Below are 23,348 nucleotides of genomic sequence, written 5' to 3' on the forward strand. Positions count from 1 at the left end.
CGGGAATTCGTATCTGTCCACGTGCTCGGCGCGTGCGGTAAGGAAGGAACAACTATGAGCGCGCACCCGGCCGGGCCACGCCACGCGGACATCCCGCACGCCCCCAGCTTGCCGGAACGGCCCACCGATCCGAAGCAGATGATCGACCTGCCCGCGAATGTCTGGCCGCGCAACGCCTCTCGCGACGCCGACGGCGTGGTGCGACTGGCCGGTGTGCCGGTGCACGACCTCGCCGCGCAGTTCGGCACCCCGCTGTTCGTCGTCGACGAGGACGACTTCCGTTCCCGCTGCCGCGACATGGTGCAGGCCTTCGGCCCCAACGCCAGGGTGCACTACGCGTCCAAGGCGTTCCTCTGCGGCGAGATCGCCCGCTGGATCCGCGACGAGGGCCTCTCGCTGGACGTCTGCTCCGGCGGCGAGCTCGCCATCGCGCTGCACGCCGGTTTCCCCGCCGAGCGAATCGCGTTGCACGGCAACAACAAATCCGTCACCGAGCTGGAGGCCGCGGTGCAGGCCGGTGTCGGCCACGTGGTGGTCGACTCGCTGATCGAGATCGATCGGCTCGAGGCGGTCGCCGGGCGCGCCGGCGTGGTGCAGGACGTGCTGGTCCGCGTCACCGTCGGCGTGGAAGCCCATACCCACGAATACATTTCGACCGCGCACGAGGACCAGAAGTTCGGCTTCTCGATCGCGGGCGGCGACGCCATGGAAGCGCTCGCCCGCGTCTTCGAGGCGAGCAACCTGCGGCTGGTCGGCCTGCACTCGCACATCGGCTCGCAGATCTTCGAGATCGACGGTTTCGAGATCGCCGCGCGCCGCATGCTCGGCCTGCTGCGCGAGGCCATCGACAAGTTCGGCGTGGAGCGCACCGCGCAGATCTCGACGCTGGATCTCGGTGGCGGACTGGGTATTTCGTACTTGCCGAACGACGACCCGCCGCCGCTGGGCGAGTTCGCGGCGAACCTGCGCCGCCTGGTCGCCGAGGAGGCGGCCCGCGCGGGTCTGCCCGAGCCGACCATCGCGGTCGAGCCGGGCCGCGCCATCGCCGGACCCGGCACCGTCACCCTCTACGAGGTCGGCACCACCAAGGACGTCTCGCTGGACGCAGGCCTGCGCCGCCGCTACGTGAGCGTCGACGGCGGCATGAGCGACAACATCCGTCCCGCGCTCTACCAGGCCGACTACGACTGCCGCTTGGTCTCGCGCTCATCGGACGCGCAGCCCGTCGTCGCGCGCGTCGTCGGAAAGCATTGCGAGAGTGGCGATATCGTCATCCGCGACACCTGGATGCCCGCCGACGTCGGCCCCGGCGATCTGGTAGCGGTGGCCGCGACCGGAGCGTATTGCTATTCGATGTCCAGTCGATACAACCAGTTGACCCGTCCGGCGGTCGTCGCCGTCCGCGACGGTCAGCCGCGACTGGTGCTGCGCCGGGAAACGGTGGCAGATCTGTTGAGTCTGGAGGTTGACGCATGACCGAAGTGGCCAAGAACGGAACCTGGGGGACCGATCGCCCGATCGGCGTCGCGGTCCTCGGCATGGGCAATGTCGGCACCGAGGTCGTGCGGATTCTGCGCGAGCACGCCGACGACCTGCGTTCGCGCGTCGGCGCGCCCGTCGTGCTTCGCGGCGTCGCGGTGCGCAGCCTGGACAAGGATCGCGGCCTGCCCGCCGAACTGCTGACCACCGACGCGGACGCGCTGGTCGACCGCCCGGACGTCGACCTGGTCGTCGAGGTCATCGGCGGCATCGATCCCGCGCGCCGCCTGATCCTGGCCGCGCTGAACGCGGGCAAATCCGTGGTGACCGCCAACAAGGCGCTGCTGGCCGACTACACCGGCGAACTCGCCGCGGCCGCCGAACGCAACCGCGCCGACCTGTACTTCGAGGCCGCCGTCGCGGGCGCCATCCCGGTGGTGCGCCCGCTGATCCAGTCGCTGTCCGGCGACCGGGTGAACCGCGTCGTCGGCATCGTCAACGGCACCACGAACTTCATCCTCTCGGCCATGGACGAGACCGGCGCGGACTACTCCGCGACCCTCGCCGAGGCCACCCGCCTCGGTTACGCGGAGGCCGACCCGACCGCCGACGTCGAGGGCTACGACGCGGCGGCCAAGGCCGCGATCCTGGCGTCGCTGGCCTTCCACACCCGCGTGACCGCGGCCGATGTGTACCGCGAGGGCATCTCCAAGATCACCGCGGAGGACCTGGAGACCGCGTCCGCGGTGAACTGCACGGTCAAGCTGCTTGCGATCTGCGAGCGCGTGGACGCGGGCCCCGGCGAGCCGAGCCTGGCCGAGGGCGGAAAGGAGCGCGTCTCGGTGCGGGTCTACCCGGCGCTGATCCCGCGCAAGCACCCGCTGGCGGCGGTCAGCGGCGCGTTCAACGCCGTGGTCGTCGAGGCCGAGAACGCGGGCAGGCTGATGTTCTACGGGCAGGGCGCGGGCGGCGCTCCGACCGCCTCCGCGGTGCTCGGCGACCTGGTGATGGCCGCACGCAACAAGTTCTTCGGTGGCCGCGCACCGGGTGAATCGGTTTATGCTGAGCTACCGATCGCGCCGATCGGCGATACGCCCACCCGCTACCACGTGAACCTGCAGGTCGAAGACGTCCCAGGCGTCCTTGCCAAGGTTGCGGGCGAATTCGCCAAGCACGGGGTGAGCATTTCGACCGTCCGTCAGGAAGGGCACGGCGAGGGTGCGCGCCTGGTCGTGGTGACCCACCACGCGGTGGAGTCGGCGCTCGCGGACACCGTGTCGGCCTTGGCGGAGATGGCGTCCGTCACATCAGTGACCAGCGTTTTGAGATTGGAAGGCACGGAAGAATGACGACAGCGTCGCGCAGCGACTCCATGAGGGGTGGCGGCCGGGAGACGGGTGGGCACACCACAGGCGTCGCTCCGCAGGCGGGGGTGCACTCCCGCTGGCCGGGTCTGATCGCGGCCTACCGTGATCGGCTCGCGGGTGCGGCCGACTGGGAGCCGGTCACGCTGTTCGAGGGCGGCACCCCGCTGGTGCCCGCGCCGTACCTGTCCGAGCTGACCGGCTGCGAGGTGTACCTCAAGGTCGAGGGCGCCAACCCGACCGGCTCGTTCAAGGACCGTGGCATGACCATGGCCATGACCGACGCCAAGTACCGCGGTCAGAAGGCGGTGCTCTGCGCGTCCACCGGCAACACCTCGGCGTCGGCCGCGGCGTACGCCACCAGGGCGGGCATGAGCTGCGCGGTGCTCATCCCGCAGGGCAAGATCGCGATGGGCAAGCTGGCCCAGGCCGTCATGCTCGGCGCGCAGATCATCCAGGTCGAGGGCAACTTCGACGACTGCCTCGAGCTGGCACGCAAGGTGACCGCCGACTTCCCGGCCGTCGGCCTGGTGAACTCGGTGAACCCGGCGCGTATCGAGGGTCAGAAGACCGCCTCGTTCGAGATCTGCGACGTGCTCGGCAAGGCGCCGGATGTGCACGCGCTCCCGGTGGGCAACGCGGGCAACATCACCGCGTACTGGCGCGGTTACCGCGAGTACTACGCCGACGGCATCACCAACGGCCTGCCCCGCATGCTCGGCGTGCAGGCCGCCGGTGCGGCTCCGCTGGTCAACGGCGCCCCGGTGAAGGACCCGGAGACCATCGCCACCGCCATCCGGATCGGCGCCCCCGCCTCCTGGAACGGCGCGGTGGAGGCCAAGGAGCAGTCCGGCGGCGCGTTCCGCGCGGCCACCGACGAGGAGATCCTCGCGGCGTACCGCCTGGTCGCGGCCAAGGAAGGCGTCTTCGTCGAACCGGCGTCCGCGGCCAGCGTGGCCGGTGTGCTCGCGGCCCGCGAGGAAGGCTGGCTCGACGCGGGCCTGACGGTGGTCTGCACCGTCACCGGCAACGGCCTCAAGGACCCCGACACCGCGCTGCTCGGCATGCCGCAGGTGCAGCCGATCGCGGTCGACCCCGTCGCGGTCGCCGCCCGACTCGAGCTGGCCTGAGTTGAGTTCCCGCGAAAGCCAGTTGATGTCGCGGACCCTGCCCGCCGGACTTTCCGTGACGGCGCGGGTGCCCGCGTCGAGCGCCAACCTCGGGCCCGGATTCGACTCCCTCGGTATGGCTTTGGGCATCTACGACGAGATCGAGGTGCGCACCACCGATTCCGGCTTGACGATCCGGGTCGAGGGTGAGGGCGCCGACGATGTCCCGTGGGGCCCTTCGCATCTCGTCGTGCGCGCCATCGAACGCGGCCTGGAGTCCGCCGGTGTGTGGGCCGACGGCCTCGATGTGGTGTGCCGCAACGTGATTCCGCATTCGCGCGGGCTCGGCTCCTCGGCCTCGGCAGTGGTCGGTGGCCTGGCCGCCGGCTGTGCGCTCGCCGCGAAGCTGGATCCCGAGTTGGCCGTCGGCGCCGCACGATTGGTGCAGCTGGCCTCCGAATTCGAAGGCCACCCGGACAATGCGGCGGCCAGCGTGCTCGGCGGGATCGTGGTGTCCTGGACCGAGACCGCCGCCGACGCGACCGAGGCGAGCGCGGACATCCCCGAGCACGGCCGGGTGTACCGCGCGGTCCGGCTCGACCCGCACCCGACGCTGCGTCCGGTGGTGCTGATTCCCGAGGTCCGCTCGTCCACCGCGCACACAAGGGGTCTGCTTCCCGAGACCGTGCCGCACGGCGACGCCGCCTTCAATGTCAGCAGGGCCGCGCTGGCCGTCGTCGCGCTGACCCAGCGTCCCGACCTGCTCATGCCCGCTACGGCCGACCGGCTGCACCAGGGCCAGCGTGCTCCCGCGCTACCGCTCACCACGGCGTGGATCGAGCGGTTGCGCGCGGCAGGCATTCCGGCGACGGTCTCGGGCGCGGGTCCGACCGTGTTGGCTCTCGGTACCAGCGAATTCCCAGCGGAACTCCGCGAACTCGCGGCCGCCGACGGCCTCCGGGTGGTCGAGCCAGGACTCGCCGAGGGCGTCCAGGTCGACTGACGGCGCGTCTGCCTTGCCGAGGTTCACAGTTGCCAGCTATTCTGAGCAAGTCCGTACATCGTGCGCATCAGACGCCGGTGCTTCATCAGGGCAATCGCTCCAGCAGGCTCCAGGCTCGAGCCTCCAGGCCATGGGGGTACTGCGTAGCTGCGCAACTGGAATGATCTCTCCCACCTTTCACAACCGGTGGCGAAGCCTCCGGTCCGGCGGGGCAGGCGATACGGCAATACCGAGTCCGGCAGAGTGCCCGGACTGCGGGACGAACCCTCGAAACAGCACACGGCGGTCGAGGGAAGGAAAGGATTTCCGTGACAGATACGGACCTGCTCGCGACACCCGGGGTGGAATCCAACCCAAGTTCCTCGGGCGGCCGCGAAAGTGAATCCGGACAGATTTCGAAGATGAGCGAACAAACCGACGTCGCACGATCGGGGCTGACTGGAATGTTGTTGCCGCAGTTGCGCGCGCTGGCGGGGGAACTCGGTATCCGAGGCACCTCCGGTATGCGCAAGGGTGATCTGATCGCCGCCATCAAGGAGAACCAGGCCGGTAAGTCCGCCAAGTCGGAGAAGCCCGCGCGCGGCGAGAAGGCCGAGCAGGCGGCCCTCGACGTGACGCCCGCGCCGGCGAAGGAGAAGGCCCCTGCCAAGGAGGCCACGGCGAAGGAAGCCGCGCCCGCCGAGAAGGCCGCCGCGCCCGCGCCCGAGGCTCCCGCCGATCCCGCTCCTTCGAAGTCCGCGCCCGCCGAGTCGTCGCAGACCGATTCCGCCCCCGCCGCCGAGACCAGCGAAGAGTCCGGCCGCGAAGGTGGTCAGCGCGGCCGTGGTCGGCAGCGTCGCGGCCGTGACCAGGCGCGTTCCGGCGGCGGTGAGACCGCCGAGGCGCGTGGTGACGAGCAGAAGCCGGAAGCCGAGCAGGGCGAACGGCGCCGCGAGCGTGGCCAGGGCGAGCGCGGCGAGCGTGGCCAGGGCGAGCGCGGCGAGCGTGGTCAGGGCGAGCGCGGCGAGCGTGGTCAGGGCGAGCGTGGTCAGAACGGTGAGCAGCGCGCCCAGGGCGGTCGCGGCGACGGTGGTCGCGGCGAGGGCGGTCGCGGTGGTGACGACGAGGAAGGCGGTCGCGGTCGCCGTGGTCGCCGGTTCCGTGAGCGTCGTCGGGGGCGTGACCGTGAGACCGGCGGCGGTGAGAGCCGCGAGCTCGAGATCCGCGAGGACGACGTCCTACAGCCGGTCGCGGGCATCCTCGACGTGCTGGACAACTACGCGTTCGTCCGCACCTCGGGCTACCTCGCCGGACCGAACGACGTCTACGTCTCGATGAACCTGGTCCGCAAGAACGGCCTGCGTCGCGGTGACGCGATCACCGGCGCCGTGCGGGCTCCGCGCGACGGCGAGCAGGCCAACCAGCGGCAGAAGTTCGATCCGCTGGTGCGGCTGGACACGGTCAACGGCGGCGACGTCGAGGCGGCCAAGCGGCGTCCCGAGTTCAGCAAGCTGACCCCGCTCTACCCGAACCAGCGGCTACGGCTGGAGACCCAGCCCAACAAGCTGACGACCCGCGTGATCGACCTGATCATGCCGATCGGCAAGGGCCAGCGCGCCCTGATCGTGTCCCCGCCGAAGGCCGGTAAGACCACGATCATGCAGGACATCGCGAACGCGATCGCGACCAACAACCCCGAGTGCTACCTGATGGTGGTGCTGGTCGACGAGCGTCCCGAGGAGGTCACCGACATGCAGCGTTCGGTGAAGGGCGAGGTCATCGCCTCGACCTTCGACCGTCCGCCGAGCGATCACACCTCGGTCGCCGAGCTGGCCATCGAGCGCGCCAAGCGACTCGTCGAAATGGGCAAAGACGTTGTGGTGCTGCTGGACTCGATCACCCGATTGGGCCGCGCGTACAACAACTCCTCGCCTGCCTCTGGCCGCATCCTCTCCGGTGGTGTCGACTCGACCGCGCTGTACCCGCCCAAGCGGTTCCTCGGCGCGGCGCGCAACATCGAGAACGGCGGCTCGCTGACGATCATCGCCACGGCCATGGTGGAGACCGGCTCGACCGGTGACACGGTGATCTTCGAGGAGTTCAAGGGCACCGGTAACGCCGAGCTCAAGCTGGACCGCAAGATCGCGGAACGGCGTGTGTTCCCGGCGGTGGACGTCAACCCGTCCGGCACCCGCAAGGACGAGCTACTGCTGAGCCCAGACGAGGCGGCGGTGCTGCACAAGCTGCGCCGCGTGCTTTCCGGCCTGGACTCGCACCAGGCGATCGACCTGCTGATCGATCGCTTGAAGAAGTCCAAGAACAACCTCGAGTTCCTGATGCAGGTCAGCAAGACCGCGCCGGGCGCGTTGGACGAGTAACGGTACGAATTGCCGTGCCACCGAAGGGGCTTCGCGATCGCGGGGCCCCTTCGGCGTGTACGGCCGGAAGAAGATCAGGCCGATCGCGGCCGCGCCCGCGATCATGCAGGCGAGCAACCTCGTCGTAGCCGACACCGCGACGTCGTCGTCCGCCTCGGCGGAGCGCCGCTCGTAGTACGCGGCCGTATCCGCGGTCGTGTAGGCGGCGGACGATGTGGTCTCGGGGATCGCAAACCAGCCCACCGCGACAGTGAGAATCAACAGGACGAACACCGCGAGGGCGATTCGGCTGTTCATAGCGTTCTCCTTTCTGTCTCGGCACGCCGATGTGCAGGGGGAACTCGACACCTACGAACTCTATGAACAGTGCTGTTCGCCTTCCCGAGTAGCGGACTACTCGACTTAAGGGTTCCGTAGGTGCGGAGAAACCGCGTGCCCTCACTTTCTGGGGTGCTGCGTTTGCGGAGGTTGCCTTAGATACACGAAGCAGGGAACAAAATGGTTGCCCGGTGTGTTTTGGGTGCGTAGTAGCGGTTCTGGCATACTGGACCGCTGTGCGTCTGCGTCCCGCAGACAATCCCGCCGACCTCTGCGACGCAGAGTTTGGAACCAGCGGTTCCGGTTCACGCCCCTCGTGGCGACCCGGCGACCACTATCGAGAGGACACCATCCATGAAGGCAGGAATCCACCCGACGTATGTCGACACCACGGTGGTCTGTGGTTGCGGCAACACCTTCCAGACTCGCAGCACCAAGGAGTCGGGACACATCACCGTCGAGGTCTGCTCGCAGTGCCACCCGTTCTACACCGGCAAGCAGAAGATCCTGGACACCGGTGGCCGCGTGGCCCGCTTCGAGGCTCGCTACGGCAAGCGCGCGGGCAAGAAGGCCGACGCCGACGCCAAGTAGCTTCCTCGCCGACGCCCGGTTCTGCACTGCAGGCCGGGCGTCGGCGCATTTGTTGGCCCGGTGCCCAGGCCATGCCCGGCGCCGGATGACGAGAAATGCCGACCCGGCACAGGCCGGGAACCGAGAGAAGGAAGCATCATGACGCAGCCGTCCGCGATCGACGACATCCTGGCCGAGCACGCGGGACTGGAAACGCAGCTGTCCGATCCGGCGCTGCACAACGATCCGGGCGCCGCGCGTCGCGTCGGCAAGCGGTTCGCCGAGCTCGCCCCGATCATGGCCACCTACAACAAGCTGAAGAGCGCGCACGACGATCTGGCCGCCGCGCAGGAACTGGCCGACGACGATCCGGCCTTCGCCGCCGAGATCCCGGATCTGCGGCGTCAGGTGGAGGAGCTGGAGCAGGCGCTCGCCGACCTGCTCGCCCCCCGCGACCCGCACGACGGCGACGACGTGGTGCTCGAAGTGAAGTCCGGCGAGGGCGGCGAGGAATCGGCGCTGTTCGCCGCCGACCTGGCCCGCATGTACATCCGCTACGCCGAACGGCACGGCTGGAAGGTCGAAGTCCTCGGCGCGACCTTCTCCGATCTCGGCGGTTACAAAGACGCGACGCTGTCCATCAAGAGCCGCGACGCGGTGCGCGACGGCGTGTGGTCGCGATTCAAGTTCGAGGGCGGCGTGCACCGCGTGCAGCGCGTTCCGGTGACCGAATCGCAGGGCCGCATCCACACCTCCGCGGCGGGCGTGCTCATCTACCCCGAGCCCGACGAGGTCGAGGAGGTGCAGATCGATGAATCCGATCTGCGCATCGACGTCTACCGCTCGTCCGGCAAGGGCGGCCAGGGCGTCAACACCACCGACTCCGCCGTCCGCATCACGCACCTGCCCTCCGGCATCGTCGTGACCTGCCAGAACGAACGCTCGCAGCTACAGAACAAGGCCCGAGCCATGCAGGTCCTCGCGGCGCGCCTGCAAGCGCTTGCCGAGGAGCAGGCCGAGCAGGAGGCCGCGGCCGGTCGCGCCAGCCAGATCCGCACGGTGGACCGTTCCGAGCGCATCCGCACCTACAACTTCCCGGAGAACCGGATCACCGATCACCGCATCGGGTTCAAGGCGCACAACCTCGACTCCGTGCTGGACGGCGATCTCGACGCGCTCCTCGACGCGCTCGGCAAGGCCGACCGCGAGGCCCGCATGGCGGCCGAATAGGTCCCGGCGCGGCGTCCGCGTGGCTGGGCGTCCCAATTCCGGGAAGTGAACGATGGGCGCGACGGAAATCGGCGAGAGTGGGGTGGTGGGTCGAGTGTCTATGCGTGCGGTGATCAACGAAGCCGCGGAACGATTGCAGGCCGCGGGCGTGCCGAGTCCGCGCGCGGACGCCGAGCAGCTCGCGGCGCATGTACTCGGTGTCGAGCGGACTCGTTTGGCGCTGGTGCCGCTGGTTGATCCGGTGCTCGTCGCGGACTACCGCGCCCTGGTCGACCGGCGCGCCGAGCGCATTCCGTTGCAGCATCTGACCGGCGTCGCCCCGATGGGGCAGATCGATCTCGCGGTCGGGCCGGGCGTCTTCGTGCCGCGACCGGAGACCGAACTGCTCTTCGCTTGGGCGCTGGCCTATTTGGAGACGCTGCCACACGATCACCAGCCGATCGTCATCGATTTCTGCACCGGTTCTGGCGCGCTCGCGCTCGCTGTCGCGCACGCGCGGCCCGACGCCCAGGTGCACGCCATAGAGATCGATCCTGCCGCCCTGAAATGGGCCCGCCGTAACGCCGACGACCGCATCGCCGACGGCGACACTCCGATCACCCTGTACGCCGACGACGTCACAGATCCGAATCTGCTCACCGAGTTGAACGGCAAGGTCGACCTGCTGCTGTCCAACCCGCCCTACATCCCCGATGGTGCGGTGCTCGACCCCGAGGTCGCCGACCACGACCCGCACCTGGCGCTGTTCGGCGGGCCGGACGGATTGGACGTCATCCGCCGGATGGTGCCCAACATCGCCCGCCTGCTGCGTCCGGGCGGCGCGACCGCCATCGAGCACGACGACACCAACGGCTCGGCCCTCGCCGCCCTCCTCATCGAGACCGGCGATTTCACCGATGTCGTCGAACACCCCGACCTCGCAGGCAAACCCCGCTTCGTCGTCGCCACCCGCACCTGACGCCCCACCAGCACCATGTGCCAGGATGGGGGCCGTGAGTACCGTCTACGACTGCGCGGATCCCGATTCGCGCGCCGCCGGACTGTCCGCAGCGACCAGCGCCCTGAAGTCCGGGCGACTGGTGGTGATGCCCACAGACACGTTGTACGGCTTGGCGGCCGACGCCTTCGATTCCACCGCGGTGAGCGAGCTGCTCGCGGCCAAGCGCCGCGGCAGGGACATGCCGGTGCCGGTGCTGGTCGGTTCGTGGCACACGATCGACGGACTGGTCTTCTCGGTGCGCCCGCAGGCGCGCGAGCTGATCCGCGCCTTCTGGCCGGGTGGTCTGAGTCTTGTTGTGCAGCAAGCGCCTTCGCTGGCGTGGGACCTCGGTGACACGCGCGGCACCGTGATGCTGCGGATGCCGCTGCACCCGGTGGCGCTCGATCTGCTGCGCGAGGTGGGCCCGCTGGCGGTGTCCAGCGCCAACATCTCGGGCCAGCCGCCCGCCAAGACCGCCGCCGAGGCCCGCGAGCAGCTCGGCAGCCTGGTCGGCGTGTACCTCGACGGCGGTCCCGCCGCGCACGCGGTCGCCTCCACCATCGTGGATCTCACCGCGGATCAGCCCCGCGTGCTGCGCGAGGGCGCGGTCCCGGTGGCCGAGATCGCCGAGGTGCTCGGCATGTCACCGGACGAGCTGACCATTTCCCCCGCGCGGTGAGCGGGAGAAAGGTCGCATGATTTCCGGCTCCGGCTCGGTCGTTCCGCTTCGCGAGCTCCTGCTCGTCCTGTTGATCTCGGCCACGGTGACCTTCCTCGCCACCGGCGGCATCCGGCTGCTCGCCATCTCGTTCGGCGCCGTCGCGGTGCCGCGTGAGCGCGACGTGCACGTCAAGCCGATCCCACGGATGGGTGGCGTCGGCATGTACATCGGCGTGGTGGCCGCGGTGCTCTTCGCGCACCAGCTGCCCGCCCTGCGCCGCGGTTTCGACTACGCGGTCGACATACCCGCGGTGCTGGTGGCGGCGACCATCATCGTGCTCGTCGGCATCGTCGACGATCGCTGGGGACTCGACGCGCTCACCAAATTCGCGGGCCAGGTGACGGCGGGTGGCGTGATGGCCGTCATGGGACTGAGCTGGTACGTCATCTACGACCCGTTCAACAATTCCACCGTGGTGCTCGACGCGCTGCAGGGTGGTCTGGTGACCGTGGCCGTGACGGTGACGCTGATCAACGCGATGAACTTCGTCGACGGCCTGGACGGTCTGGCCGCCGGCCTCGGCTTCATCTGCGCCGCCGCCGTTTTCGTGTTCTCCGTGGGGTTGCTCTACGAGCAGGGCGGTGACGTGAACACCTATCCGCCTGCGCTGCTCGCCGCGGCGCTCGCCGGTGCGTGTGCGGGGTTTTTGCCGCACAATTTCCAGCCCGCCCGGATATTCATGGGCGACTCGGGTTCGATGCTGATCGGCCTGATGCTCGCCTCGGTCTCGACCGGCGCCTCGGGTCGAATTCCGCTGCAAGGCTATGGTCCGCGCGACATCGTCGGTCTGCTTTCGCCACTGCTGTTGGTCGGCGCCGTGATGTTCATTCCGGTGCTGGATCTGCTGCTGGCGATCGTGCGAAGGGTGCGGGCGGGTGTGAGTTTCTCCACGCCGGACAAAATGCACTTGCACCACCGTTTGCTGCAGATCGGCCATTCCCATCGACGCGTCGTGCTGCTGATCTATTTGTGGGTCGGTGTACTGGCATTCGGGGCGGTCGGTACCTCGTTGATGGACCGTCGAATCGTGGTGCTGCTGATGGCAGGGGGGCTCGTCTTCGCCCTCGTCGTGACCGCCGTTCCAGGGCTGCGGCGCGGGGAGGCGGCGGCCGAGCAGCAGGCGTCTGAGTAAAGTCGCACCCGTGACCTTCACTCCGAACCCCATCCCCGGCCCCGACGCGCCGCTGAAGTCGGCGCTGCGCTACGGCCTGATCGGGCTGGCGGTCCTGGTGGTCCTGAGCGCCGCGATCGCGACCGCCGTCGCCGGGCTGCCCGGGCTGTGGGGCGCGCTGCTCGGTGCGGCCATCGGCGGCGTCTTCATCCTCACCACGGCCGCGGTCGTGCTCTTCGGCGCGAAGCTGCCGCCGAGCACAGCGGGCCTGGTCATGCTGGCCAGCTGGGTCGGCAAGGTGCTGCTGGTGCTCATCGCGATCGCGGTGCTCAACCAGTTCGATTTCTACAACCGGGTGGCGCTGTTCCTGACCGTCATCGGCGCCCTCGTCATCGTGCTCGGCGCGGAGACGTACGGCGTTCTGCGACAGAAGGTTCCGTATGTCTCGACCACCGCGGGGGGCTCCGACCCGGCCGCCGAACAGGAATGACTTCACCCCCCTACACAGCGTCGTAGATAACTTGGTAAAGTGTTGGTAAGCAAGCGACCAAGCGAGGGGGGATCCCACGATCCCTCCGAGTACCGCTATGCTTACTGCCGTGCCGGGCTCCGAGGGTTCCGGTTCTGCATGTCGACGATGTCGCCGACACACGTACAGACGCCGCCCGAGCGGGATTGCCGCGCAGCTGCTGACGAATTTCGAGCCGACCTGAGTCGACCCAAATTGATCGTCAATGTCCGATCGAACCGCGGGAATGACCGTACCCGCGGCCCGAACACGGGAGAGAACGCTGAGCGTCACCACTTTGGCGGCGGGTGAGTTCCACGCGCCGTCGCTAACCGACTTCTTCCCTCCAGCTTTGCTGTTCGAGGGAACGCCGTTCGAACTCGATCGTTTGATGCTGGTCCGGCTGATCATGACCGCCGTGCTCGTCGCCGTCATGCTGCTGGCCTTCCGGAGTCCCCGAATCATTCCGCGCGGCCTACAGAATGTCGCCGAAATCGGACTGGTCTTCGTCAAGGAGCAGATTGCGGAAGAGGTGCTCGGTAAGGAAACCGGCCGCAAGTTCTTCCCGCTGATCGCGACGATCTTCTTCACGGTCCTCTTTCTGAACTTCTCCGGCATCGTTCCGGGCTTGAACATCTCCTCGAACGCCCGAATCGGTATGCCGATCGTGCTCGCGGCGGTCGCCTACATCGCGTTCAACTACGTGGGCATCAAGAAGTTCGGCTTCCTCACCTACATGCGCAGCAGCATCGTGGTGCCGAACGTGCCGCCCGCCCTACACGTCCTGCTGATTCCGATCGAGTTCGTCTCGACCTTCATCCTTCGCCCGTTCACGCTGACAGTCCGACTCATGGCGAACATGCTCGCCGGCCACATCATGCTGGTGCTGTTCTTCAGCGCGACCTGGTTCTTCCTGTTCGACGCCGCCGCGTGGATGAAGGTCTTCTCGCCGTTCTCGCTGCTCGCGGGACTCGGGTTCACCCTGTTCGAGATGCTGGTCATCTTCCTGCAGGCCTACGTGTTCGCGCTGCTGACCGCCGTGTACATCGGCCTCGCCGAGCACGCCGATTCTCACTGACCGCACTACCCATCACCGGAGACCTGCTACACCGCGCCGCCCGGCGGGTGAGCAACAGAAAGGGAAAGAAGACTCATGAGCCTCTCGTACCTGGCCCAGGAAGCTGCCAACGAGTCGACGCTGAAGGGCCTCGGCGCCGTCGGCTACGGCCTGGCCGCCATCGGCCCGGGCATCGGCGTCGGTATCGTCGTCGGTAAGGCGATCGAGGGTATCGCCCGTCAGCCCGAGCTGCAGGGCACGATCCGTACCAACATGTTCCTCGGTATCGCGTTCACCGAGGCGCTGGCCCTGATCGGCCTCGTCGCCGGCTTCATCTTCTGATTCCGATGTACGAGTTCGCAGTACTCGCAGCGGAGGGCGGAGAGGATGTGAATCCTCTCGTCCCCGAAACGTACGACATCGTCTGGTCGGTGGTCTGCGTCGCGATCATCGCGGTGCTGTTCTACAAGTACGTCATCCCGCGCCTGACCAAGGTGCTGGACGAGCGTGCCGACAAGATCGAAGGCGGTATCGCCAAGGCCGAGGCCGCGCAGGAAGAAGCCCAGCAGACGCTGCAGCAGTACCAGCAGCAGCTGGCGGACGCCCGCCTCGAGGCCGCGCGCATCCGTGAGGACGCGCGCACCCAGGGCCAGCAGATCCTTGCGCAGATGCGCTCGGAGGCCCAGGCCGAAAGCGACCGCATCGTGGCCTCTGGCCACGCCCAGCTGGAAGCCCAGCGCCAGCAGATCCTCACCGAACTGCGCTCCGAAGTCGGCCGCACGGCCGTCGACCTGGCCGAGAAGATCATCGGTCAGTCGGTTTCGGACGAAGCCAAGCAGGCGGCCTCGATCGAGAAGTTCCTCAGCGAACTCGACGAGACCGACGCCGGCATCGGGGTCGGAAGGTAACGACGCGAAAGTGAGAAGCATGTACGCAGCGAGCCGCGAGGCCAGCTCCCGGTCCCGGGAGGCGCTTCGGGCCGCTCTGACCGGAAGCGACAGTGTTGCCGCCACGACGGGCTCGGAACTGTTCGCCGCTGTCGCCGTGCTGGACGACCAGCGTTCGCTGCGTGTTGCGCTCGCGGACGTGTCGGTGCCCGGTTCGGTGCGCGCCGAGCTGAGCGAGCGGGTCTTCGGCGGCAAGGTCAGCCCCGCCACCCTGGCGGTGCTGACCACCGCGGTGGCCCAGGACTGGTCGCGCACCTCCGACCTGGTCGACACGCTGGTGCTGCTCGGCCAGGAGGCCCTGCTGGAGTCGGCCGCGGACAGCGGCAGGCTCGACGCGGTCGAGGACGAGCTGTTCCGGCTCGGCCGGATCATCGCCGACAACCCCGAGCTGGAGCAGGCGCTGTCCGATCGCGGGAAGCCGGGTTCGGCCAAGCGCGAGCTGATCGCCGGGCTGCTGTCCGGCAAGGCCGAGACCATCACCGTGACCCTCGCGGAGCAGGCGGTGGCACGGCAGCGGACCGGCCTCGGCCCGGCCTTCGACGAGTTGTCCGACCTGGCCGCCGCCCGGCGTGACCAGATCGTCGCGCACGTGCGTGCCGCGATCGCCCTGACGCCGCAGCAGCGGGAGCGGCTCGCCGCCTCCCTGCAGCGCATCTACGGCAAGCCGATCACGGTGCACGTCGAGGTCGATCAGAGCCTGCTGAGCGGGCTGGTCGTGCGCGTCGGCGACGACGTGATCGACGGCAGCGCCACCGGCCGACTGGAGCGGCTGCGCCGCGAGCTGGCGTAGTCCGGCTCTGCCGGCCCCGGCACCGGCGCCAACACCGACATTCGAGACCCTTACAGCGAGAGCAGGAAGAACATGGCGGAGCTGACGATCTCCTCCGACGAGATCCGTAGCGCGATCGAGAGCTACACCCAGAGCTACACCCCCCAGACGTCCATCGAAGAAGTCGGTGTGGTCACCGACACCAGCGACGGCATCGCGCACGTCAGCGGCCTGCCCTCGGCTATGGCCAACGAGCTGCTCGAGTTCCCGGGCGGCGTGCTCGGCGTGGCGCTGAACCTCGAGGACCGCGAGATCGGTGCGGTCATCCTCGGCGAGTTCGCCGAGATCGAAGAGGGTCAGCAGGTTCGCCGCACCGGTGACGTGCTCTCGGTGCCGGTCGGCGACAAGTTCCTCGGCCGCGTGGTGAACCCGCTCGGTCAGCCGATCGACGGCCTCGGCGAGATCGAGTCCGAAGAGCGCCGCGTGCTGGAGCTGCAGGCCGCGACCGTGCTGGAGCGCCAGCCGGTCGAGGAGCCGATGGCCACCGGCATCACCGCCATCGACGCGCTGACCGCGATCGGCCGCGGCCAGCGTCAGCTGATCATCGGCGACCGCAAGACCGGCAAGACCGCCGTCTGCATCGACGCGATCCTGAACCAGAAGGCCAACTGGGAGTCCGGCGACCCCACCAAGCAGATGCGCTGCATCTACGTCGCCATCGGCCAGAAGGGTTCCACCATCGCGGGCGTGAAGGCCGCGCTGGAGGAGCACGGCGCGATGGAGTACACCACCATCGTCGCGGCCCCGGCCTCCGACTCCGCCGGCTTCAAGTGGCTGGCCCCCTACACCGGCTCGGCCATCGGCCAGCACTGGATGTACCAGGGCAAGCACGTCCTGATCGTGTTCGACGACCTGACCAAGCAGGCCGAGGCCTACCGCGCCATCTCGCTGCTGCTGCGTCGCCCGCCGGGCCGCGAGGCGTACCCGGGTGACGTCTTCTACCTGCACTCGCGTCTGCTCGAGCGCTGCGCCAAGCTCTCCGACGAGATGGGCGCGGGCTCGATGACCGGTCTGCCGATCATCGAGACCAAGGCCAACGACGTCTCGGCGTTCATCCCGACCAACGTCATCTCCATCACCGACGGCCAGGTCTTCCTCGAGTCCGACCTGTTCAACAAGGGCGTCCGCCCGGCGATCAACGTCGGTACCTCGGTCTCCCGTGTCGGTGGCGCCGCCCAGACCAAGGGCATGAAGAAGGTCGCCGGTTCGCTGCGTCTGGAAATGGCGCAGTACCGCGAGCTGGAGGCGTTCTCCGCCTTCGCCTCCGACCTCGACGCCGCCTCGCTGGCGCAGCTCGAGCGCGGCGCCCGCTGGGTGGAGCTGCTCAAGCAGGACCAGTACTCCCCGGTCGCGGTCGAGGACCAGATCGTCTCGATCTACCTGGTCGACGCCGGTTACTACGACTCGGTTCCGGTCGCCGACATCCGCCGCTTCAACGCGGAGCTGCTCGAGGACCTGCACCGCAGCGCGGCCGACGCGTTCAAGTCGATCGAGGGCGGCAAGGTCCTCGACGCCGAGAACGGCGACGCCATCAAGGCGGCCACCGACAAGTTCAAGCAGGGCTTCCTCGCCTCCGACGGCAGCCGTGTGGTGAACGAGGCGGACGCGGGCGAGCTCGACCACGAAGAGGTCGAGTCGCTGTCGGTCACCCGCAAGCACGTCGAGAAGTAATCGGGCGAGCAATGCGCTATTGGAATCTGGCGAATGAAGGGAGTGTGAACAACCGTGGCAAGCTTGCGTGAATTGCGCTCCCGCATTCGTGGTGTGAATTCGATCAAGAAGATCACCAAGGCCCAAGAGCTGATCGCGACCTCGCGAATCTCCAAGGCCCAGGCCAGGGTCGCGGCCGCGAAGCCGTACGCGGAGGAGATCACCAAGGTCCTCGCCGAGCTCGCGAGCGCGTCGAAGAACCTGGCGCATCCGCTGCTGACCGAACGCGCCAACCCGCGACGCGCCGCCGTCCTGGTGATCACCAGTGACAGCGGCATGTGCGGTGGTTACAACTCCAACGTGCTCAAGCGCGCCGAAGAGCTGATGACCACCCTGCGCGGCGAGGGCAAGGAGCCGGTGCTGTACGTGATGGGCAACAAGGGCCTCACGTACTACACCTTCCGTAACCGCCCGCTGGTCTCGGCGTGGACCGGTTTCTCGCAGCAGCCGAAGTACACCGACGCCTCGGCGGCCTGTGGCCACCTGGTGGACGCCTTCATGGCGGGCTCCGACGGTCAGGTGCCGCATCCGCACGGCACCGGCGATATCGAGGGCGTCGACGAGCTGCACATCGTGTACACGCGGTTCGTGTCGATGTTGACGCAGACCCCGGAGGTGCGCCGCCTTGCGCCGATCCAGGTCAGCTTCGTCGACGAGAACTTCGACATGGGCGCGGACTCGTTCTCCGATTCGCCCACCGCCGAACCGCAGGCGCAGTACGAATTCGAGCCCGACGCCGATGTACTGCTGGCGGCGCTGCTGCCGAAGTACGTGAACACGCGTATCTACGCGTCGTTGCTCGAGGCAGCGGCATCCGAGTCCGCGGCTCGGCGCACCGCAATGAAGGCGGCCACCGACAACGCCAACGAACTCGCGAGTGTTCTTCAGCGCGAGGCGAACTCGGTGCGTCAGGCCCAGATCACGCAGGAAATCAGCGAAATCGTCGGCGGCGTGAACGCGCTGGCGTCGAGCTCGGACCGCGACTAGAAGCGCAGGAAGAGAACTTATCCAAATGACCGCAGCTGTCACTCAAGACAACACGAGCCGGACCGGCGCCGCCGCAGGCCGCGTCGTCCGGGTCATCGGCCCCGTCGTGGACGTCGAGTTCCCGCGTGGCGCGATCCCCGAGCTTTTCAACGCTCTGAACGCCGACATCAAGCTGGCGTCGGTGGCCAAGACCCTGACCCTCGAGGTCGCTCAGCACCTCGGCGACAACATCGTGCGCACCATCTCGATGCAGCCGACCGACGGCCTGGTCCGCGGCGCGACCGTCACCGACACCGGCAAGCCGATCTCGGTGCCCGTCGGTGACGTCGTCAAGGGCCACGTCTTCAACGCCCTGGGCGACTGCCTCGACGCGCCGGGCACCGGCCGCGACGGCGAGCAGTGGGGCATCCACCGCAAGCCGCCGAGCTTCGACCAGCTCGAGGGCAAGACCGAGATCCTCGAGACCGGCATCAAGGTCATCGACCTGCTGACCCCGTACGTGAAGGGCGGCAAGATCGGTCTGTTCGGTGGCGCCGGTGTCGGCAAGACCGTTCTGATCCAGGAGATGATCACCCGTATCGCGCGTGAGTTCTCCGGCACCTCCGTGTTCGCGGGCGTCGGTGAGCGCACCCGTGAGGGCACCGACCTCCGCCTGGAGATGGAAGAGATGGGCGTCCTCCAGGACACCGCCCTCGTCTTCGGCCAGATGGACGAGCCGCCGGGCACCCGTATGCGCGTCGCCCTCTCGGCCCTCACCATGGCCGAGTACTTCCGCGACGTGCAGCACCAGGACGTGCTGCTGTTCATCGACAACATCTTCCGGTTCACCCAGGCCGGTTCCGAGGTGTCGACCCTGCTCGGCCGTATGCCCTCGGCCGTCGGTTACCAGCCGACGCTGGCCGACGAGATGGGTGAGCTGCAGGAGCGCATCACCTCGACCCGTGGTCGGTCCATCACCTCGCTGCAGGCCATCTACGTGCCCGCCGACGACTACACCGACCCGGCCCCGGCGACCACCTTCGCCCACCTCGACGCGACGACCGAGCTCTCCCGCCCGATCTCGCAGAAGGGCATCTACCCGGCCGTCGACCCGCTGACCTCGACCTCCCGAATCCTGGAGGCCTCGATCGTCGGCGACCGGCACTTCGCCGTTGCCAACGAGGTGAAGCGGATCCTGCAGAAGTACAAGGAGCTGCAGGACATCATCGCCATCCTCGGCATGGACGAGCTCTCCGAAGAGGACAAGGTCCTCGTCGGTCGCGCCCGTCGTCTGGAGAAGTTCCTCGGCCAGAACTTCATCGTGGCCGAGAAGTTCACCGGCCAGGTGGGTTCGGTCGTGCCGCTGGAGCAGACCATCGACGACTTCGACCGGGTCTGCAAGGGCGAGTTCGACCACTTCCCGGAGCAGGCGTTCAACTCCTGCGGTGGTCTCGACGACGTCGAGGCGGCCGCGAAGAAGATCGCCGGAAAGTAGTCACCCATGGCGGAAATGTCAGTTGATCTGGTCGCCGTCGAACGGCTGCTCTGGTCCGGCCAGGCGTCGTTCGTCAGCGCGCAGACCACCGAGGGCCAGATCGGCATCATGCCGGGCCACGAGCCGCTCCTCGGCCAGCTGGTCGAGGGCGGCACGGTGAACATCGTGTCCACCGATGGCGAGCGGATCGTCGCCGCCGTGCACGGCGGTTTCTTCTCGGTCACCGCCAACACGGTGCGGGTCCTGGCCGAGTCCGCGGAGTTCGCCGGTGAGGTGGACGTCGAGGCGGCACGCAAGGTGCTGGCCGACACGTCCGCCACCGAGGAACAGCAGCGGGCGGCACAGGCCCGGGTGCGCGCGGTCGAGCAGGTCGCGAGCGCCTGAAGACCCTGACGGGTCGTGAACATCCCCATTGTCGGCGGCGAAGGTATCTTCGCCGCCGACAATGGTATTCAGCCCCAGTTGCTCACCCGTTTGTAGACTCGTGTTTGAATGTCGCAACGGATGGGTATCCGCCGCGGTTCGTGACGCGGATGCCGAGCGAAAGGACGGACAGCATTGCAAACCGGGATGGTTGTCTTGATCATTCTGGTGCTGCTGCTGGTCGCATTGGCGTTGATCTCCGTCTACCGACTGATCATGCTGCGCCGCGGCGGGACCGCCGCGATTCTGCGCGTGCTGCCCGCGAACGGCGGCCAGGGCTGGCGGCACGGTCTCATTCGCTATGACGAGGACCGCCTCGTCTTCTTCAAGCTCACCAGTCTCAAGATCGGTCCGGACGCCACGATTCGGCGCCGCGGTATCGAGGTCGGCGACCGGCGCGGTCCGCGCGGCGACGAGTACGACATCATGACCGACGAGATCATCGTCACCGAGGTGGCCGACACCGAGGGCAATTACGAACTCGCACTGGACCGCGGCGCCCGCGCGGCCTTCCTGTCCTGGGTGGAATCGCGGCCGTCGGACCGCACCCGCCGCATGCCCGGCCTGTAGCGAGCGGAGGAGTTTCGCATGAGTGTGCATCTGACCCGGATCTACACCAGGACCGGTGACGACGGAACCACCGGGCTCAGCGATTTCTCCCGGGTCTCCAAGACCGATCCCCGCCTCGTCGCCTACGCGGATTGCGACGAAGCCAACGCGGCCATCGGGGTCGCGATCGCGCTCGGCGCACCGGACGAGCACCTGCTCGCGGTGCTCCGCCAGGTCCAGAACGACCTGTTCGACGCCGGCGCGGATCTGTCCACCCCCGTGGTCGACGAACCCAAGTACCCGCCGCTGCGCATCACGCAGGACTACATCGACCGGCTGGAAGGCTGGTGCGACGAGTTCAATGCCGAACTCGCGCCGCTGAATTCGTTCATTCTGCCGGGAGGCACCCCGCTGGCCGCGCTGCTGCACACCGCGCGCACCGTTGTCCGCCGCGCCGAGCGCGCCGCATGGGCCGCGGTCGAGGCCCACCCCGAGGACACCAGCGTTCTCCCGGCCAAGTACCTCAATCGGCTGTCCGACTTGCTCTTCATCCTGAGCCGGTACACGAATCCCGCGGGCGACATTCTGTGGCAGCCCGGCGGCGGCAAGAAAGAATCGTGATCCCGACCGTTCGGATCGTGTCGGAGCACACCGGGATCGCGTACACGCGCGTGCGCGCCGCCGACGGTGGATAAGCTACCCAGTGTGAGCGAACGGTTTCTGGTCACCGGGGGCAATCGGCTCGTCGGCGAGGTCGCGGTAGGAGGCGCTAAGAACAGCGTCCTCAAGCTGATGGCCGCTGCCCTGCTTGCCGAGGGCACGTCGACGATCACGAACTGCCCCGACATTCTCGATGTGCCGCTGATGGCCGAGGTACTGCGCGGGCTGGGTTGTGAGGTCGTCATCTCCGACGACGCGCCCGGCGACCGTTCCGTGGTCACCATCACGACGCCCGCCGAGCCGAAGTACCACGCGGACTTCCCCGCCGTGACGCAGTTCCGCGCCTCGGTGTGCGTGCTCGGTCCGCTGATGGCGCGGTGCAAGCGCGCTGTCGTCGCACTGCCCGGCGGCGACGCGATCGGTTCCCGTCCGCTCGACATGCATCAGGCTGGCCTGCGCTTGCTCGGCGCGACCAGCGAGATCGAGCACGGCTGCGTCGTCGCGCGCGCCGACGAACTCCAGGGCGCTCGGATCCGGCTGGACTTCCCGTCGGTCGGCGCGACCGAGAACATCCTGATGGCCGCGGTGCTCGCCGAGGGCGAGACGGTCATCGACAACGCGGCGCGCGAGCCCGACATCGTCGACCTGTGCAACATGCTGGTGCAGATGGGCGCCCGGATCAGTGGCGCGGGCACCTCGGTGCTCACCATCCAGGGCGTGAAGCGACTGCGTCCGACCGATCACCGCGTGATCGGCGACCGCATCGTCGCCGCGACCTGGGGGATCGCCGCGTCCATGACCATGGGCGACGTGCGCGTCACCGGCGTGAACCCGAAGCACCTCTCGTTGGTGCTCGACAAGCTGCGTTCGGCGGGCGCGCGAATCTCCTTCGAGCTGGACGGCTTCCGTGTGGTGCAGCCGGAGCGTCCGCGCGCGGTGAACTTCTCGACTCTGCCGTTCCCCGGTTTCCCGACCGATCTGCAGCCGATGGCCATCGGCCTCGCGGCGATCGCGGACGGCACCTCGATGATCACCGAGAACATCTTCGAGGCGAGGTTCCGCTTCGTGGAGGAGATGATCCGGCTGGGCGCCGACGCCCGCACCGACGGTCACCACGCGGTGGTGCGCGGTATCCCGCGACTGTCCAGTGCACCGGTGTGGTCCTCGGACATCCGGGCCGGCGCGGGCCTGGTGCTCGCGGGTCTGGTCGCCGACGGAACCACCGAAGTGCACGACGTCTTCCACATCGACCGCGGTTACCCGAATTTCGTCGAACAGCTGCAGGCGTTGGGCGGTCTGGTGGAGCGGGTCGGGGCACCTGATTGATCTTGTCCGCGGGCCGGAATCGATCTTGTCCGTCCTGGATGTTGATCTCGAGTCGTCCAAAACCCGTATTGACCAGGCGATTTGACATCGTGCAAGCCGCCACGTAACTTTATTCAAGTCAGAGCGACACGGACACCGACCCGGGGCCGAGCGGAGACGCTGAGCCAGGGAAACGAGGTAGTACGAGGAGCGCCTGGCGGTCACACTAGCTCGTTTGGGACCCCGATTTGGTTTCGGGTTACTGGCCGCGCTAAGCTGTAAAAGTTGCCTCACCGATTGATCGGGGGAATCCCCGGGAGATGGTGTGTGCGTGTGTTCTTTGAGAACTCAATAGTGTGTCGATGAATGTCAGTGCCAAATATTTTTTGGTTTCGATGCTCACCCCCCGTGTGGGTGTCGAACATTTTAAGTCAGCTAATTTCCGGCTGGCGATTGTTTTGCTAGGTTTTCGGACTCTAGTTTAGATCTGATTGCACCTTTGGGTGTGATTGTGAGTCTTCAACGGAGAGTTTGATCCTGGCTCAGGACGAACGCTGGCGGCGTGCTTAACACATGCAAGTCGAGCGGTAAGGCCCTTCGGGGTACACGAGCGGCGAACGGGTGAGTAACACGTGGGTGATCTGCCTCGCACTTCGGG

At 67.6% G+C, this 23,348-nt stretch carries 22 protein-coding genes and 1 rRNA gene; all 23 read left to right on the top strand.

The window, feature by feature from the left end:
* The first annotated feature begins 54 nt into the window (after positions 1-54).
* Positions 55-1,476, top strand: coding sequence for a diaminopimelate decarboxylase (lysA, locus tag CRP45_RS24565; protein ID WP_097247158.1), 1,422 nt, complete (start codon positions 55-57; stop codon positions 1,474-1,476).
* Positions 1,473-2,828, top strand: a complete 1,356-nt coding sequence (locus CRP45_RS24570; RefSeq protein WP_097247159.1) for a homoserine dehydrogenase — start codon at positions 1,473-1,475, stop codon at positions 2,826-2,828. Before lysA ends, CRP45_RS24570 begins: the two co-directional genes overlap by 4 nt.
* 23 nt (positions 2,829-2,851) lie before the next feature.
* Positions 2,852-3,973: a threonine synthase gene (thrC, locus tag CRP45_RS24575; protein WP_097247220.1), complete on the top strand. Its 1,122-nt coding sequence runs from the start codon at positions 2,852-2,854 to the stop codon at positions 3,971-3,973.
* A gap of 25 nt (positions 3,974-3,998) precedes the next feature.
* Positions 3,999-4,955, top strand: a complete 957-nt coding sequence (gene thrB / locus CRP45_RS24580; RefSeq protein WP_097247160.1) for a homoserine kinase — start codon at positions 3,999-4,001, stop codon at positions 4,953-4,955.
* A 308-nt stretch (positions 4,956-5,263) separates the two neighbouring features.
* The gene (gene rho, locus CRP45_RS24585; protein ID WP_179830998.1) at positions 5,264-7,312 is read left to right on the top strand and encodes a transcription termination factor Rho; all 2,049 of its coding nucleotides are present in this window, start codon (positions 5,264-5,266) and stop codon (positions 7,310-7,312) included.
* A gap of 672 nt (positions 7,313-7,984) precedes the next feature.
* The gene (rpmE, locus tag CRP45_RS24590) at positions 7,985-8,221 is read left to right on the top strand and encodes a 50S ribosomal protein L31 (protein ID WP_067787595.1); all 237 of its coding nucleotides are present in this window, start codon (positions 7,985-7,987) and stop codon (positions 8,219-8,221) included.
* Between the two features lie 138 nt (positions 8,222-8,359).
* A complete protein-coding gene (gene prfA / locus CRP45_RS24595; protein ID WP_097247162.1) occupies positions 8,360-9,430 on the top strand; it encodes a peptide chain release factor 1 in 1,071 nt (356 codons plus the stop codon).
* 100 nt (positions 9,431-9,530) lie between these two features.
* Entirely contained in the window at positions 9,531-10,388 is an 858-nt protein-coding gene (prmC, locus tag CRP45_RS24600; protein ID WP_425436965.1) for a peptide chain release factor N(5)-glutamine methyltransferase, read from the top strand.
* 34 nt (positions 10,389-10,422) lie between these two features.
* On the top strand, positions 10,423-11,088 hold the full coding sequence (locus tag CRP45_RS24605; protein ID WP_097247221.1) for an L-threonylcarbamoyladenylate synthase: 666 nt from the start codon (positions 10,423-10,425) through the stop codon (positions 11,086-11,088).
* A 16-nt stretch (positions 11,089-11,104) separates the two neighbouring features.
* Positions 11,105-12,262: a glycosyltransferase family 4 protein gene (locus CRP45_RS24610; protein WP_067787593.1), complete on the top strand. Its 1,158-nt coding sequence runs from the start codon at positions 11,105-11,107 to the stop codon at positions 12,260-12,262.
* Between the two features lie 10 nt (positions 12,263-12,272).
* Positions 12,273-12,731, top strand: coding sequence for a Cg1360 family ATP-synthase-associated protein (locus tag CRP45_RS24615; RefSeq protein ID WP_097247164.1), 459 nt, complete (start codon positions 12,273-12,275; stop codon positions 12,729-12,731).
* 265 nt (positions 12,732-12,996) lie between these two features.
* Positions 12,997-13,827: a F0F1 ATP synthase subunit A gene (gene atpB / locus CRP45_RS24620; RefSeq protein ID WP_097247165.1), complete on the top strand. Its 831-nt coding sequence runs from the start codon at positions 12,997-12,999 to the stop codon at positions 13,825-13,827.
* A gap of 75 nt (positions 13,828-13,902) precedes the next feature.
* The gene (locus CRP45_RS24625) at positions 13,903-14,148 is read left to right on the top strand and encodes an ATP synthase F0 subunit C (protein ID WP_011207590.1); all 246 of its coding nucleotides are present in this window, start codon (positions 13,903-13,905) and stop codon (positions 14,146-14,148) included.
* Positions 14,149-14,153: 5 nt separating this feature from the next.
* Positions 14,154-14,714, top strand: a complete 561-nt coding sequence (locus CRP45_RS24630) for a F0F1 ATP synthase subunit B (protein WP_067787588.1) — start codon at positions 14,154-14,156, stop codon at positions 14,712-14,714.
* Positions 14,715-14,733: 19 nt separating this feature from the next.
* A complete protein-coding gene (locus CRP45_RS24635; protein WP_097247166.1) occupies positions 14,734-15,543 on the top strand; it encodes a F0F1 ATP synthase subunit delta in 810 nt (269 codons plus the stop codon).
* 72 nt (positions 15,544-15,615) lie between these two features.
* Positions 15,616-17,253 carry a F0F1 ATP synthase subunit alpha gene (atpA, locus tag CRP45_RS24640; RefSeq protein WP_097247167.1) on the top strand — a complete coding sequence of 546 codons (1,638 nt, stop codon included), beginning with the start codon at positions 15,616-15,618 and terminating at the stop codon, positions 17,251-17,253.
* Positions 17,254-17,307: 54 nt separating this feature from the next.
* Positions 17,308-18,279: a F0F1 ATP synthase subunit gamma gene (locus CRP45_RS24645; RefSeq protein ID WP_067787583.1), complete on the top strand. Its 972-nt coding sequence runs from the start codon at positions 17,308-17,310 to the stop codon at positions 18,277-18,279.
* Between the two features lie 25 nt (positions 18,280-18,304).
* Positions 18,305-19,753 carry a F0F1 ATP synthase subunit beta gene (gene atpD / locus CRP45_RS24650; RefSeq protein ID WP_067787581.1) on the top strand — a complete coding sequence of 483 codons (1,449 nt, stop codon included), beginning with the start codon at positions 18,305-18,307 and terminating at the stop codon, positions 19,751-19,753.
* A gap of 6 nt (positions 19,754-19,759) precedes the next feature.
* Positions 19,760-20,137 (top strand): F0F1 ATP synthase subunit epsilon, encoded by a 378-nt coding sequence (locus CRP45_RS24655; RefSeq protein ID WP_067787579.1) that lies wholly within the window; start codon positions 19,760-19,762, stop codon positions 20,135-20,137.
* Positions 20,138-20,323: 186 nt separating this feature from the next.
* Positions 20,324-20,746, top strand: a complete 423-nt coding sequence (locus CRP45_RS24660; protein ID WP_067787578.1) for a DUF2550 domain-containing protein — start codon at positions 20,324-20,326, stop codon at positions 20,744-20,746.
* 18 nt (positions 20,747-20,764) lie between these two features.
* Entirely contained in the window at positions 20,765-21,346 is a 582-nt protein-coding gene (locus CRP45_RS24665) for a cob(I)yrinic acid a,c-diamide adenosyltransferase (RefSeq protein WP_097247168.1), read from the top strand.
* Positions 21,347-21,430: 84 nt separating this feature from the next.
* On the top strand, positions 21,431-22,711 hold the full coding sequence (murA, locus tag CRP45_RS24670; protein WP_067787575.1) for a UDP-N-acetylglucosamine 1-carboxyvinyltransferase: 1,281 nt from the start codon (positions 21,431-21,433) through the stop codon (positions 22,709-22,711).
* Positions 22,712-23,209: 498 nt separating this feature from the next.
* Positions 23,210-23,348 (top strand): 16S ribosomal RNA (locus CRP45_RS24675); the annotation flags it as partial.

The organism is Nocardia amikacinitolerans (genome assembly GCF_900215415.1).
Taxonomy (GTDB): Bacteria; Actinomycetota; Actinomycetes; order Mycobacteriales; family Mycobacteriaceae; genus Nocardia; species Nocardia amikacinitolerans.